This window comes from Modestobacter muralis, assembly GCF_010682105.1.
GTDB lineage: Bacteria > Actinomycetota > Actinomycetes > Mycobacteriales > Geodermatophilaceae > Modestobacter > Modestobacter muralis.
This window is the reverse complement of the sequence record NZ_JAAGWH010000015.1, coordinates 1-13,203: the sequence shown is the minus strand read 5'-3', so window position 1 is coordinate 13,203 and position 13,203 is coordinate 1. Positions and strand designations below refer to the sequence as shown.

At 75.9% G+C, this 13,203-nt stretch carries 13 protein-coding genes; 9 read left to right on the top strand and 4 right to left on the bottom strand.

Translation table 11 applies throughout. The features are described from left to right. The first annotated feature begins 41 nt into the window (after positions 1 to 41). The 4 genes from GCU67_RS07690 to GCU67_RS07675 all read left to right on the top strand — a co-directional run bounded on the left by GCU67_RS07690 (position 42) and on the right by GCU67_RS07675 (position 4,145). The gene (locus GCU67_RS07690; RefSeq protein ID WP_163610507.1) at positions 42 to 452 is read left to right on the top strand and encodes a hypothetical protein; all 411 of its coding nucleotides are present in this window, start codon (positions 42 to 44) and stop codon (positions 450 to 452) included. Between the two features lie 355 nt (positions 453 to 807). After that, the gene (locus GCU67_RS07685; protein ID WP_163610519.1) at positions 808 to 1,695 is read left to right on the top strand and encodes a coiled-coil domain-containing protein; all 888 of its coding nucleotides are present in this window, start codon (positions 808 to 810) and stop codon (positions 1,693 to 1,695) included. Between the two features lie 42 nt (positions 1,696 to 1,737). Continuing rightward, complete coding sequence (locus GCU67_RS22340; protein WP_163610518.1) at positions 1,738 to 3,027, top strand: M48 family metallopeptidase; 1,290 nt, start codon at positions 1,738 to 1,740, stop codon at positions 3,025 to 3,027. Continuing rightward, complete coding sequence (locus GCU67_RS07675) at positions 3,024 to 4,145, top strand: glycosyltransferase (RefSeq protein WP_163610517.1); 1,122 nt, start codon at positions 3,024 to 3,026, stop codon at positions 4,143 to 4,145. The genes GCU67_RS22340 and GCU67_RS07675 overlap by 4 nt, the downstream gene beginning before the upstream one ends. Before the next feature lie 34 nt (positions 4,146 to 4,179). Here the strand turns inward: GCU67_RS07675 and GCU67_RS07670 are convergent, their stop codons facing one another. Continuing rightward, positions 4,180 to 5,994 carry an AMP-binding protein gene (locus GCU67_RS07670; RefSeq protein ID WP_163610516.1) on the bottom strand — a complete coding sequence of 605 codons (1,815 nt, stop codon included), beginning with the start codon at positions 5,992 to 5,994 and terminating at the stop codon, positions 4,180 to 4,182. Positions 5,995 to 6,170: 176 nt separating this feature from the next. Between GCU67_RS07670 and GCU67_RS07665 the strand changes: the two genes are divergently transcribed. Genes GCU67_RS07665 through GCU67_RS07650 form a run of 4 tightly spaced genes read left to right on the top strand, consistent with a single transcriptional unit; the run spans position 6,171 to position 9,251 of the window. Next, on the top strand, positions 6,171 to 6,602 hold the full coding sequence (locus GCU67_RS07665) for an SRPBCC family protein (protein ID WP_163610515.1): 432 nt from the start codon (positions 6,171 to 6,173) through the stop codon (positions 6,600 to 6,602). Then, positions 6,602 to 7,795 carry an ArsA family ATPase gene (locus tag GCU67_RS07660; protein WP_163610514.1) on the top strand — a complete coding sequence of 398 codons (1,194 nt, stop codon included), beginning with the start codon at positions 6,602 to 6,604 and terminating at the stop codon, positions 7,793 to 7,795. Before GCU67_RS07665 ends, GCU67_RS07660 begins: the two co-directional genes overlap by 1 nt. Then, positions 7,792 to 8,226 (top strand): hypothetical protein, encoded by a 435-nt coding sequence (locus GCU67_RS07655; protein WP_163610513.1) that lies wholly within the window; start codon positions 7,792 to 7,794, stop codon positions 8,224 to 8,226. The genes GCU67_RS07660 and GCU67_RS07655 overlap by 4 nt, the downstream gene beginning before the upstream one ends. Continuing rightward, positions 8,223 to 9,251 carry an ROK family glucokinase gene (locus tag GCU67_RS07650; protein ID WP_163610512.1) on the top strand — a complete coding sequence of 343 codons (1,029 nt, stop codon included), beginning with the start codon at positions 8,223 to 8,225 and terminating at the stop codon, positions 9,249 to 9,251. The genes GCU67_RS07655 and GCU67_RS07650 overlap by 4 nt, the downstream gene beginning before the upstream one ends. A gap of 150 nt (positions 9,252 to 9,401) precedes the next feature. On the opposite strand, the gene GCU67_RS07645 is transcribed toward GCU67_RS07650, so the two are convergent. Together GCU67_RS07645 and GCU67_RS07640 are read right to left on the bottom strand one after the other, a co-directional pair. Continuing rightward, positions 9,402 to 10,094: a hypothetical protein gene (locus GCU67_RS07645; RefSeq protein ID WP_163610511.1), complete on the bottom strand. Its 693-nt coding sequence runs from the start codon at positions 10,092 to 10,094 to the stop codon at positions 9,402 to 9,404. Next, the gene (locus tag GCU67_RS07640) at positions 10,091 to 10,870 is read right to left on the bottom strand and encodes an alpha/beta hydrolase (protein ID WP_163610510.1); all 780 of its coding nucleotides are present in this window, start codon (positions 10,868 to 10,870) and stop codon (positions 10,091 to 10,093) included. The genes GCU67_RS07645 and GCU67_RS07640 overlap by 4 nt, the downstream gene beginning before the upstream one ends. Before the next feature lie 114 nt (positions 10,871 to 10,984). Between GCU67_RS07640 and GCU67_RS07635 the strand changes: the two genes are divergently transcribed. Further along, entirely contained in the window at positions 10,985 to 11,767 is a 783-nt protein-coding gene (locus GCU67_RS07635; protein WP_163610509.1) for a lysophospholipid acyltransferase family protein, read from the top strand. Positions 11,768 to 11,777: 10 nt separating this feature from the next. Here the strand turns inward: GCU67_RS07635 and GCU67_RS07630 are convergent, their stop codons facing one another. Continuing rightward, positions 11,778 to 13,067, bottom strand: a complete 1,290-nt coding sequence (locus GCU67_RS07630) for a cation:proton antiporter domain-containing protein (RefSeq protein ID WP_163610508.1) — start codon at positions 13,065 to 13,067, stop codon at positions 11,778 to 11,780. Between the last annotated feature and the right edge of the window lie 136 nt (positions 13,068 to 13,203).

Sequence of the window (13,203 nt, the reverse complement as noted above, 5' to 3'; positions counted from 1 at the left end):
TCCGCGCTGTCCGGACCCGGAGAGAGAGAAGGAGAGCCGTCGTGCTCATCGACTGTGACACCTGCACCGTCCGCGGTCACGGCTGCGACGACTGCGTCGTGACCGTCCTGCTGGGGGCGCCGCCCGGCTGGCGGGGGAGCGACCCCACCGTCGTGCCCCTGACCCGTCGCCGGCCGGGCGTCGAGGCCCCGCAGCCCGCGGTCGCGGCCGGGCAGTCGGACGCCGGGCAGCCGTGGGGCGGGTCGATGGGCGCCGTCGCGGCCGGCGACGCGCCCGGGCGTCCCGACGCCGGGGGTGACGCTCGCGTCGACGCCTCCGCCGACGACCCGTGGTCGCTGGTCGAGCTCGACGAGGTGGAGCAGGAGGCGGTCCGTGCGTTGGCAGAGTTCGGGCTGGTTCCGCCCCTGCGTCATCAGGATGCATTCATCCAGGGTCGCCGTCATGTGAGCTGACACATGGCACGTCTGTGACTTGTCAGCTTCCTGCTCTACATGGTCGTTTGACGGGGCCATCTCGATCCGGTCACGGACCTGAGTTCGTCGTGTCCGTACGAGACGTCGTCAACACAGAGGGTGACTTCGGCCGGGCACCGCCCGACCGCCAGACCCTGAGCCGGGTCGATGGACGGGGAGCCGCCGCAGCACCGGGTGGCTCCTCCCGGATCCGCACAGCCCCGAGCACCGCGTCGACCAGGACGCGACAGGGCCTCCGGCCCGGCCCGGCGGCTGACCGGACCGGCGGTCGACCAGGAGAAACGGAGTCCCGCCGCCCGTGGCGAGCCCTCAGCCCCGTGACCGGACCACCCGGGTGCCCGCACCCGCCGACCGCACCGTCGGCCGGCGTGCCGCCCGCCCCGGGGCACGACCGGACGCCCGGCTCACCGCGGGACTGCTGGTGGGCGTCACGGCGAGCCTCACCCTGGCCCTCCTGCCCGGCTCCGCCGCCGCCACACCCGGCGACCCGGTCACCCACGCGGCCACCGCCGAGGAGGCGACCCGGCTGGTCCCCGACGCCACCCACGAGCCCGAGGTCGTCACCGAGCAGCTCAACGAGGCCCGGGAGACGCTCGCCCAGCAGCGAGCCGCGGCCGAGGCCGCCGAGCAGGCGGTCGCCGACGCCCGGGTCCAGCTCGACGCGCTGGACGAGCCGGTGCGCTGGATCGCCCGCAGCGCCTTCACCGGCGAGAACCTGTCCCGGTTCAACGCCCTGATGACCAGCGGTTCGACCGACGAGTTCCTGGCCCAGGTCACCACCCTCGACACGATCGCCGGGCACACCGACCAGGTGCTCGGTCAGGTGGCCGAGGCCGCCGCGGCCGCCGCGCAGGCCGCATCGACGCGGAGGCCGCCGCAGCCGCCGCGGAGCAGACGCTGGCCGACACCACCGCCCGCCAGGACGACCTCGCCTCCCGGGTCGGCGATTACGAGCAGCAGTTCGACCGGTCAGCCACGTGAGCATCTACATCGGCAAGGGCCAGATGGTGCACGCCTCGACGTTCGGTCAGCCGGTGCTCGTCTCCACGGTGGACATGAAGGGCTACGTCGGCGCCCGCCGCCTGCTCGGCTGACCGCGCCGGCGGTGCGACCGGCGGTCCGAGCCCGCCGGCCGGGTGACCGGCGGCCCGGGACCCGTCGGCCCGGGACCCGTCGGCCCGGCCGCTGCGGCCCGGGGCGCGCGCACAGACCGGCTGCCTAAGCTCGCCGCCGTGTCCACGCTGACCTGCTCGGGGCCCCCCGGATGAGCACCGCCGTCGGGGTCCGGCCCACCGCCCGCCGGCCCGCCCTGGCGGTGGCCGCGGTGCTGGGCCTGGCCCTGGTCGTGGTGATCGTGGTCGTCACCCCCTGGGACCTGCTGCCCGCCCCGGCCGGCGGACGGACCCCCGTCGACCCGGGCGCCGCCTTCACCCCCGAGCAGGCGGCCCGCGCCGAGTCCTTCGCCCAGGCCCTGCGCCCGGCGTCGCTCGCCTCGCTCCTGCTCGGGCTGGCCGTCTCCGCCGTCTTCGGGCTGACCCGGGCCGGTGCGGCCACTGCCCGCACGGTGGCCCGGCCGCTCGGCGGGGGATGGGGCTGGCAGGTGCTGCTGGGCGCGGTGGCCCTCCTGGTGGCCGGCCGGCTGGCCACCCTGCCGCTGGCTGCGTACGCCGAGGTCGTCCGGCACCGCTACGGGCTGTCCACCCGTGGCTGGGGCCTGTGGGCCCGCGACGTCGCCACCTCCACCGCCATCAACGCCGGGATCACCGCGGTCGGCCTGCTGGCGCTGGTCTGGCTGGCCCGCCGGGCACCGCGCACCTGGTGGGCCTGGGCCGGAGGCGGGGCCGCGGCCCTGGTGGTCGTCGGGTCGTTCCTCTACCCGCTGCTCATCGAGCCGGCGTTCAACCGCTTCGCGCCGATGCCCGACAGCCCGCTGCGCACCGAGCTGCTCGCGCTGGCCGAGCGCAGCGGCACCCCGGTCGAGGACGTGCTCGTCGCCGACGCCAGCCGCCGCACGACCGCACTGAACGCCTACGTGTCCGGCTTCGGCTCGACCCGCCGGATCGTCGTCTACGACACCCTGCTCCAGCAGGTGCCCGACGAGCAGGTCGAGTCCATCGCCGCCCACGAGCTCGGACACGTCGCGAACGACGACGTCCTCACCGGCACGCTGATCGGTGCGCTGGGTGCCGGCGCGGGGACGGCGCTGCTCGGCTGGCTGCTCAGCTCCACCCCGCTGCTGCGCCGGGCAGGGGCGAGCGGTCCCGGTGACGGCCAGGTCGTCGGTCTGCTGCTCCTGCTGCTGGCCCTGGGCACGCTGGTGTCGACGCCTGTGCAGAACCTGGTGTCCCGGCACATCGAGGCCCGGGCCGACCTGCACGCCCTCGATCTCACCGGTGACCCGGCGTCCTTCATCGCCGTCCAGCGGTCGCTGGGCTCGGCCAACCTCAGCGACCCGGACCCGCCGGCGGGCTGGCAGTGGTTCTTCGGCAGCCACCCCACGTCGGCACAGCGGATCGCCTTCGCCGAGGACTGGACGGAGGTGCGCGGCCGGTGAACCGCACCCTGGTCGTGACCAACGACTTCCCGCCGCGGCAGGGCGGCATCCAGACCTTCGTCGCCGCCCTGCTGGACACCCGGCCCCCGGAGTCGCTGGTCGTCCTGGCGTCGGACCACCCCGGGTCGCACCTGCACGACGCCGGCCTGCCCTACGAGGTCGTGCGGATGCCCACCGGGATGCTGCTGCCCACCCCCGGCGCCGCCCGGGCCGCCGTCCGGCTGGCCCGCGCGCGCGACTGCCGGACGGTGTTCTTCGGCGCCGCCGCACCGCTGGGCCTGCTGGCCCCGGCGCTGCGCCGGGCCGGGGTCGAACGGCTGGTCGGGGCCACGCACGGGCACGAGACCGGCTGGGTGGCGCTGCCCGGCGCCCGCCAGGTGATGCGCCGCATCGCCGGCGGCCTGGACACCGTCACCTACATCAGCGACTACACCCGGCACCGGCTCGCCCCGGCGCTGGGCGACCGCACCGAGCTGGTGCAGCTCTCACCCGGCGTGGACGTCGACCGGTTCAGCCCGGACGTCGACGGTGCGGCGGTGCGCGCCCGGCACGGGCTCGGCGACGCCCCGGTCGTGGTCTGCGTGTCCCGGCTGGTGCCGCGCAAGGGGCAGGACGTGCTGGTCGCCGGTTGGTCCGACGTGCTCGCCCGGCACCCGCGGGCCCGGCTGCTGCTGGTCGGTGGCGGCCCGCTGGAACCGGCGCTGCGCCGGGCGGTCGCCGCCCGGGGCCTGCAGGACTCCGTCGTCCTGACCGGCGGCGTGCCGGCCGAGGAGCTGCCGGCGCACTACGCCGCCGGGGACGTGTTCGCCATGCCCTGCCGCACCCGCCGGGGCGGGCTGGACGTCGAGGGGCTGGGCATGGTGTTCCTCGAGGCCGCGGCCTGCGGCCGGCCGGTGGTCGCCGGGACCTCCGGCGGGGCGCCGGAGACGGTCGTCGAGGGCGTCACCGGGCACGTGGTCGACCCGCGCTCACCGGCGGCGGTGGCCGCCGTTCTGGCCGGCCTGCTCGACGACCCCGACCGGGCGCGCGCCATGGGCGCGGCCGGCCGGGCGTGGGTGGAGGAGCGGTGGTCCTGGACGACGATCGCCGGGACCTTCGCCGCCGTCCTCGACGGCTGAGGGCCCCGCTGCCCGGGGGCAGCGGGGCCGTCGGTCAGCGGCGCGAGCCGGCGGCGTCGGTCGCGTAGAGGGCCTCGACCTGGTCGCCGTGCTGCTTCATCACCACGGCCCGCTTGAGCTTCAGGCTCGGGGTGAGCGTGCCGTTGGCCTCGGTGAAGTCCTCACCGAGCACCCGGATCTTCTTGATCGCCTCGGCGTGGGAGACCGCCTTGTTGGCCTCGGCGACCGCGCGGTCGAGCTCGGCCAGGAGCTCCGGGTCCTCGCGCAGCTGGTCCGGGGTCAGCGCGGCGTCCTTGCCCACGCTCTTGAGCCAGGCCGGCAGTGCCTCGGGGTCCAGGGTGACCAGGGCGCCGATGAAGGGCCGCTGGTCGCCGACGACGATGCACTGGCTGACCAGCTTGTGGGCGCGCAGCCTGTCCTCCAGCACCGCGGGGGCCACGTTCTTGCCCGCCGCGGTCACCAGGATCTCCTTCTTGCGGCCGGTGATGGTCAGGAAGCCCTGGGCGTCGAGCTCGCCGATGTCGCCGGTGCGGAACCAGCCGTCGGCGTCGATCGCCTCGGCGGTGGCCTGCTCGTTCCGCCAGTAGCCGCGCATCACGATGCCGCCGCGCACGAGCACCTCGCCGTCCTCGGCGATCATCGCGTCGACGCCGGGCAGCGGCCGCCCGACGCTGCCGATGCGCAGGGCGACGTCGTGGTTGACCGCGGCGGCGGCGGTGGTCTCGGTGAGCCCGTAGCCCTCGAAGACGGTGACGCCCAGGCCGCGGAAGAAGTGACCCAGCCGGTCGCCCAGCGGGGCGCCACCGGAGATGGCGGCGTGGCACCGGCCACCGAGCGCGGCCCGCAGCTTGCCGTAGACGAGCCGGTCGAACAGCGCGTGCTGGACCCGCAGCGCCAGCCCCGGGCCGCCGGTGTCCTGGGCGCGGGACCAGTCGATGGCCACCTGCGCCGCCCGGTCGAAGACCTTCCCCTTGCCGTCGGCCTCGGCCTTGGCCTTCGCGCCGTTGTAGACCTTCTCGAACACCCGCGGGACGGCGAGCACGAAGGTGGGCTGGAAGCGACCGAGGTCGCCGACCAGGTCCTTGATGTCCGGGGTGTGCCCGAGCGTCACCCGGTTGTCGATGCAGCCGACCTGCAGCACCCGGGCCAACACGTGCGCCAGCGGGATGAACAGCAGCAGCGAGCCGCGCTCGTTGAGGTGGCCGGACAGCAGGCTGATGCCGTTGCGGATCTCGAACAGGAAGTTGGCGTGGGTGAGCTCGCAGCCCTTGGGCCGCCCGGTGGTGCCGCTGGTGTAGATCAGCGTGGCCAGGCTGGCCGCACCCAGCGTCGCCCGCCGCTCGGCCAGGACGCCGTCGGGGACGTCGGCGCCGGCGGTGGTGAGGGTGTCCAGGGCGCCCTCCTCGATGACCCAGAGGGCGTCGAGCTCGGGGACCTCGCTGCGGATGGACTCCACGACCCCGGCGTGCGCGGCGGTCTCGACGACGACCGCGCGGGCGCCGGAGTCGGCGAGCACCCAGGCGACCTGGTCGGGGCTGGAGGTCTCGTAGACCGGGACGACGACCGCGCCCGCGGTCCAGATCGCGAAGTCCAGGACCGTCCACTCGTAGCGGGTGCGGGCCAGCAGGGCGACCCGGTCGCCGGGCTGCACGCCCCCGGCGACGAGGCCCTTGGCGACCCCGGCGACCTCGGCGGCGAACTGGGCGTAGGTGACGTCGGTCCAGCGGTCCTCGTGCTGCCGGCGCAGCCCGACGTCGTCGGGGTGCTCGGTCGCGTTGCGGGTGACCATGTCGGTCAGCGCCTCGTCGGGGCCCACGGTGGCGGTGGGGGGAACGCTCAGCTCGCGCACGCCGGTCCTCTCTGTCCCGCCCTGCCGGGAGCTCCGTCGCACCCGACCCGGACGTGGGGTCGACCACCAATCTAGTCCGGCGACGCGCCCGGGCAGCAGCCGAGCGACCCCCCGAACGGGCGGTGGGCCCCGGTCGTGGGCCGGAGAGGACGTGCGGAGCGACTACCCTCCCGCCCATGGCCGACCAGTCCACGCAGTCGATCGTCGTCGACGCCCCCGCGGCCGAGGTGATGGCCGTGATCGCCGACTTCCCGGCCTACCCGCAGTGGGTGGCCGCGGCCAAGCAGGTCGAGGTGCTGGAGACCGGCCCCGACGGGCGGGCCGCCCAGGTGCACTTCGTGCTCGACGCCGGTGCGGTCAAGGACGACTACGTCCTGGCCTACACCTGGGACGGCGACCGCCGGGTCGACTGGACCCTGGTGCAGGGCCAGATGCAGAAGCAGCAGGACGGGTCCTACTCGCTCGTCGAGTCCGGTGGGTCCACCACCGTCACCTACTCGATCACCATCGACCTCTCCATCCCGATGCTCGGGCTGATCAAGCGCAAGGCCGAGAAGGTCATCCTGGACACCGCGCTCAAGGAGCTCAAGAAGCGCGTCAAGGGCTGATGGGCTCCGTCCAGGTCCTCCTCGTCACCGGCCCGGGCGGCGCCGGCAGTTCCACCGTCGCCGCCGCCACCGCCCTCTCCCGGGCGCGGGCCGGCGCCCGGGTCGTGCTCCTCGGCGCCCAGCCGCCCGTGGTCCCCGGCCTCGCCGACGCGGTGACGGTCGACGTGGTGGCCCCGCTGCCGGCGCTGGAGACCCTGTGGGCCCAGCACGCCGAGCAGCTCGCCGCCGCCGTCCCGGTGCTCACCGTGCCGCCGGCCACGTCGGTCGTGCCCGTCCCCGGGGTGACCGGGTTCGCGCTGCTGGCCGCGCTCGCCGGCCACGTGCGCGCCGGGGACGCCGACGTCGTCGTCGTGGACGCCGGCCCGCTCGCCGACGCGACCACGCTGCTCGCCCTGCCCGGCGCCCTGCGCTGGTGGCTGGGGCAGCTCGCCCCGACCCGGCTGCGGGTGCTGGCCACCCTGCGCGCCGCCGCGACCCCCGGCCGGCCCGGTGCCGCCACCGGGCTGCTGGACGCCGCCGCCGCGGTCGAGGAGCTGCTGGACGCCGTCCCGCTGGCCGACCCCGCCCGCACCGCCGTGCACCTGGTGCTGCGCCCCGAGCCGGCCGCCGCGGACCAGTTGCAGGCGACCGCCGCCGCCCTGGCGGTGCTGGGCCAGCGGGTCGCCTCGGCGACCGTCGCCCGGGTGCTGCCGGCGGGTACGGGGGAGTGGTGGGCCGCCCGCGCCGCCGTGCAGTCCGACGCCGTCGCCCGGGTGCGCGCGCTGTCGCTCCCGGTCACCGAGGTGGCCGAGGCCGCGGTCCCGCCGGTCTCGACGGCCGACCTGCTGCCCCTGGACGCCGCCGTCCCGGAGACCGTGCCCGCTGCGTCGGCGCCGCCGGCGTCCCGGCGCACGGCGGAGGGGTGGACGCTGGACCTCACGCTGCCGCACGCCCGCCGCGGCGAGGTCGGGCTGACCCGCTGGGGCGACGACCTGGTGGTCACCGCCTCCGGCGTCCGCCGCTCGCTGCCGCTGGACGCGCTGCTGCGTCGCTGCACCGTCGTCTCCGGACACCTCACCGCCCCGGGCACCGGGCAGGCCACGCTGGAGGTCCGGTTCGCCCCCGACCCGGCGCAGTGGCCGGCCGGACTGCTGTCGGCCACCACCGGACCCGTCCACCGCGGACCCACCCACAGCGAACGGAGCACCGCGTGACCACCCCCGGACCCGACTGGGTCGAGCAGGCTCGCCGGTTCGCCGCGGGAGTGGCCGCGGAGCACGCCGCCGGCACGTCGCTGTCCGACGTCCTCGGCGGGCTGCTGGGCGGGGCGGCCACCGCCGCCCCGGCCGGTGCACCCGCGGCGGACGACCACTCCGCGGAGTGCCGCTGGTGCCCGGTGTGCACCGGACTGGCCGCACTGCGCGGCCGCCGCCCGGACCTGCTCGAGTCCCTGGCCGACGTGCTCACCACCGCCGCGACGACGCTGCGGGCCCAGGCGGCCACCCAGGCCGCCTCCTCCCGTCCGGACGGCAGCGCCGCCGCAGCCGGCACCCCCGACCCCGCCGCGTCCACCCCGGACGCGGCCGCTCCTCCGGAGACGACCGTGCCCCACACTGCCCCCGTCCAGCGGATCGACGTCGCATGAGCGCCCCCGACACCGGCCTGGGCGCCCCGCCCTACGACTGCGCCGAGGACGCCGCCGCGCTGCCCGCACTCGGCATCGACATCGGCGGGACCAAGGTCGCCGGCGGCGTCGTGCTGCCCGACGGCACCGTCACCGACACCGCCCGCCGGCCTACGCCGGGCAAGTCGGTGGCCGCGACCGAGGACGCGATCGCCGCCGTCGTCGACGAGCTGGCCGAGCGGCACGGCGGGCCGCTGGTCGGCGTGGGCGTCGGCGCGGCCGGCTGGTTCGACCGCACCGGCGACACCGTGCTGTTCAGCCCGCACTTGGCCTGGCGCAACCAGCCGCTGCGCAAGGAGCTGTCCGACCGGCTCCAGCGCCCGCTGTGGGTGGGCAACGACGCCGACGCCGCCGCCTGGGCCGAGTACCGCTACGGCGCCGCCCGCGGCAGCAGCCTGATGCTGATGATCACCCTGGGCACCGGCATCGGCGGCGGGATGGTCATCGACGGCCGGCTGCAGCGCGGCGCCCACGGTGTCGCCGGCGAGTACGGACACATGCGGGTCGTGCCCGACGGCCGGCTGTGCGCCTGCGGCAACCGTGGCTGCTGGGAGCAGTACGCCAGCGGCAACGCCCTCGGCACCACCGCCCGCGAGGTCGCGCACTCCTCACCGGCCGCCGCCGCACACCTGCTGGACCGGGTGGACGGCGACCCCGACCGGATCACCGGCGAGGACGTCGCCCGCGCGGCCGCCGACGGTGACCCGCTGGCCGGCGAGCTGCTGGCCGAGGTGGGCACCTGGCTGGGGCAGGGGATCGCGGACCTGTCCGCCGTCCTGGACCCCGAGGTGGTCGTCATCGGCGGCGGCGTGAGCGTGCTCGGCGAGACGGTGCTCGGCCCGGCCCGCCAGCGCCTGGAGCGGGCGCTGCCCGGCCGCGGCTTCCGGCCCGGCCCGCGGATCGTGGCCGCCGAGCTGGGTGCCCAGGCCGGCCTGGTGGGCGCAGCCGACCTCGTCCGCCGCGCCGTGTGCGAGGGCGACGCCTGACGGAGGACCCCCTCGCCCCGGCGCCGTCCCGAGGCTCGTCCCGAGCCTGCGAGGGATGAGGAGGACGGGGTCCTTCCACTCGCGGCGGGTCCGGCCCCGCTGCAGGGGCCCGCCGCGAGCTTGCGAGCGGTGGGGGGCAGCGGGGTCCTTTCAGACCACCGCGCCGTCGTCGCCGTCGTCGGTGGAGCGCTCCCGCATCCGGGAGACCAGGACGCCGACGCCGCCGATCAGCGCGGCCACACCGAGCACCAGCCCGGTGTCGACCGACAGCCCGAGCCGGCCCGGCGCGATGATGAGCACCGCGCCGACCAGGATCAGCAGCAGCGAGTACAGCGAGGCCGGTGCCAGCACGGGCAGCGGCGGGGGCGGCGGGGGCTCGAAGTGCTCCTCGGGCAGGTCGAGCACCGAGCGCTCGGCCGGCGGCGGGGGCGGGTCGTCGCGCGGCTCGCCGGGGGCGGCGGTCGGCCCGTGCTCGGCCTCGAAGGCGGCGACGATCCGGGCGAAGGCCGCGTCGTCGGCAGCCGGGTCCCGCGCCGGGCGCGCGGGCGGTGGCGTCGGCAGGGGCGGGACCGGCGGCCCGCCGTGCACGTCGAGCACCGCGGCGGCCTCGGCCCGCCGGGCCCGGTCGACGAAGAGCCGGTCCGTGGGCGGGCTGGGCAGCGAGACGCCCCGGGTGTAGGGGTCGACGTCGGTGGAGGGCTCCAGGTAGGCGGCGATGCCGGCCGCGGCCAGCACGTCGAGCAGGTGCTCACCGACCCGCGGGTCGACGTCGCGCAGCGGGTGCCACAGGACCGCGTCCAGGCCGTTGTCGCGGCGGCCGCGGCCGCGGCGGGGGAGGGTCACGCCGTCGTCCCGCGGGCGGCCGGGACGCGGTCGCGGATCCACTGCACGGACTGGGCGAACAGCAGCGGGGCGTCGTTGTCCAGGGTCGCCACGTGGAAGCTGTCGTGCAGCAGCACCTCGGTGGTGTCGGTGCTGGCGGCCCGCTCGAGCAGCAGCCGGGTCGAGGAGGCCTCCACGACGTGGTCGGTGACGCTGCGGAACACCAGCAGTGGCGCGCGCACCGAGCCCAGGTCGGCCCGCACCGCCGTCCACAGCCGGCGCAGCGCCACCGCCGCCCGGGTGGGCAGCCGCGGGTAGGCCAGCTCGGTGACGCCGGGCTTCTTGATGTCGCCGGCGATGGCGGCCCAGACCGGGGTCACCCGGGCCAGCACCGGCAGCAGCCGGGCGTCCCGGCGCTCGGTGAGCAGCGAGGGGTTGACCAGCACCAGGGCCGCGACGTCGTCCGGGCGGCGCTCGGCCAGTCGCAGCGCCAGCGTGCCGCCCATCGACAACCCGGCCACGACGACGGCGTCGCACCGGGTCAGCAGCTCGTCGAGCGCGGCCGACAGCGCCCCGTACCAGTCGTCCTCGGTGCGGGTGTTGGCGTCCTGCCAGCGGGTGCCGTGCCCGGGCAGCAGCGGGCAGACGACGGAGAAGCCGGCCCCGGCCAGGTGCTCGCCCCAGGCCCGCATGCTCTGCGGGGTGCTGGTGAAACCGTGGCAGAGCAGCACCCCCACACCTCCGCCCGGCAGGTCGAACGGCTCGGCCCCGGCCATCACCGGTGTGGCCTGCGGCATCGGTCCTCCGGGGAGCGCTGGGTGCGGCGGCTGGGGCAGGATGTCCCCGGACGGCTCGCCGATTGTCGGACGGCTGCGTGCCTCCCTAGTCTGACAGTCGCTGAGGGAGGCGCGTTGTTCTACTGGTTCCTCAAGTTCGTGGCCGTCGGGCCGATCGTCAAGCTCGCGCTGCGGCCGACCGCCGAGGGCACCGAGCACGTGCCGGCCAAGGGTGCGGCGATCGTGGCGAGCAACCACCTGTCGGCCGCCGACTGGGTCTTCATGCCCTTGTCGCTGCGCCGCCGGGTCACGTTCCTGGCCAAGGCCGAGTACTTCACCGGCCACGGGCTCAAGGGCACCGCGCAGCGTGCCTTCTTCGCCGGCAGCGGCCAGGTGCCCATCGACCGCACCAACGCCAGCGCCGCCGAGGACGCCATCCGCACCGGGATGCGCATCCTGCGCGAGGGCAAGCTGCTGGGCATCTACCCCGAGGGCACCCGCTCGCCCGACGGCCGGCTGTTCCGCGGCAAGACCGGCGTCGCCCGCATGACGCTGGAGACCGGCGCCCCCGTCGTCCCGGTCGCGATGGTCTACCGGCCGCGCCGGGTGCCGCTGCCGGGCCGTGCCGGGCGCGTGCTGGGCGAGGTCTTCGCCGAGGTGACCGTGCGCTTCGGGCAGCCGCTGGACTTCTCCCGCTACGCCGGGCTCAGCGGTGACCGCTTCGTGGAGCGCTCGATCACCGACGAGATCATGTACGAGATCATGGAGCTGTCCGGCCAGGAGTACGTCGACCTGTACGGCGCCAAGGTGAAGAAGTCGATGGACACCACCGGCGCCTCGGCGGCCGACGCCGTCGGGCGGCTCCAGCCGCAGCCGCGCGAGGTCGTCGACCGGCTCCCGGACTCCCTGGCCGGCTGACCGGCGGCGGTCAGACCGCCGTCGTGGTGGCCGCGTCGGTCGTGCCGTGCAGGGCGACGGCGGCCTTCTCCCGGTGCCGGTCCAGCCGGGCCATCACCGGGGTGGCGGCGATGCCGTGGACGACGACCGAGCCCAGCACGACCAGCACCGTGACCCGCCACAGCTGGTCGGCACCGGCGAAGTCGGCCTTGTCCAGCGCGTAGGCCAGGTAGTACAGCGAGCCGATCCCGCGGACGCCGAAGAAGGAGATGACCGCGCGCTCGCGGCGTCCGGTCTTCCCCCGCGCCAGCCCGAGCCAGCCGGTGGCCGGGCGGACGACGAAGAGCACCAGCACGGCCAGGGTGACCTCGGCCACGGTCACGTCGGCCAGCGCACCGCGGGCGACGGCCCCGCCGAGCAGCACGAGCAGGACCATCGTCAGCAGCCGCTCCACCTGCTCGACGTAGGTGTGCAGCGTCTTGTGCGCGCCGTGCGCACGCTCCGCGGCGCGGATGGTGCAGGCGCAGACGAACACGGCGACGAAGCCGTAACCCTCGGCGAGCTCGGTGACCCCGTAGGCCAGGAAGACGGTGGCCAGCGCGACGAAGCCCTCAGCCCGCTCGGCGAGTCCGACCTGCTGGGACCGGGCGGAGAAGAACAGCAGCCGGAGCACCCAGCCGACGGCGATGCCGATGGCCACCCCGGCGGCCAGCCGCCACAGCACGTCCAGCAGCAGCCAGTCGACCAGCCACGCCGACGGCGCTGCACCGGCGGTGGCCATGGCGATCGCGGCGTAGGTGAAGGGGAAGGCCAGCCCGTCGTTGAGCCCGGCCTCGGCGGTGAGGGCGAAGCGGGCCTCGTCCTCGCTCTCGATGTCCTCGGTCGGCTCCCCGACCTGCACCTCGGTGGCGAGCACCGGGTCGGTGGGGGCCAGCACGGCGGCCAGCAGGACGGCCGCGGCGGCACCCAGGCCGAGCAGCCAGGTCCCCAGCAGCGCGGTGACCACGATGGTCAGCGGCATGGTGACCGCCAGCAGCCGCCAGGTGGTGGCCCACCGGTGCCAGCCCACGGGCCGGTCCAGCGCCAGCCCGGCGCCCAGCAGCGAGATGATCACGCACGCCTCGGTGAGGTGCACCGTGATGGTCGAGTGCTGCATCGGGTCGGGGTCGGGCAGGCCCTGGATCAGCGCGAAGACCAGCACGCCGATGCCCACCACGACCATCGGGACGGAGACGGGCAGCCGGCGCAGCAGCCGGGGGAGCAGGGCGGCCAGCAGGGCCGCGGCGCCGGCCAGGGCGTAGGTCGAGCCGGTGGGGTCCATGCCGCTCAGCCCGCCGGGGAGGAACTGGTCTGCGGTGCGTGGTGCGGGCTCATCGGGTCCAGGATGCCCGGCGGGCGCAACTCGGCGGCCGGCCACCGGCCGCCTGGGGGGTGACCGGTCAGCGCCTACCGTGTCC

Coding starts and splice junctions, on each gene's coding strand:
- GCU67_RS22340 (WP_163610518.1), top strand. CDS start 1,738: ATGAGCACCGCCGTCGGGGTCCGGCCCACCGCCCGCCGGCCCGCCCTG.
- GCU67_RS07665 (WP_163610515.1), top strand. CDS start 6,171: ATGGCCGACCAGTCCACGCAGTCGATCGTCGTCGACGCCCCCGCGGCC.
- GCU67_RS07660 (WP_163610514.1), top strand. CDS start 6,602: ATGGGCTCCGTCCAGGTCCTCCTCGTCACCGGCCCGGGCGGCGCCGGC.
- GCU67_RS07650 (WP_163610512.1), top strand. CDS start 8,223: ATGAGCGCCCCCGACACCGGCCTGGGCGCCCCGCCCTACGACTGCGCC.
- GCU67_RS07640 (WP_163610510.1), bottom strand. CDS start 10,870: ATGCCGCAGGCCACACCGGTGATGGCCGGGGCCGAGCCGTTCGACCTG.
- GCU67_RS07630 (WP_163610508.1), bottom strand. CDS start 13,067: ATGGACCCCACCGGCTCGACCTACGCCCTGGCCGGCGCCGCGGCCCTG.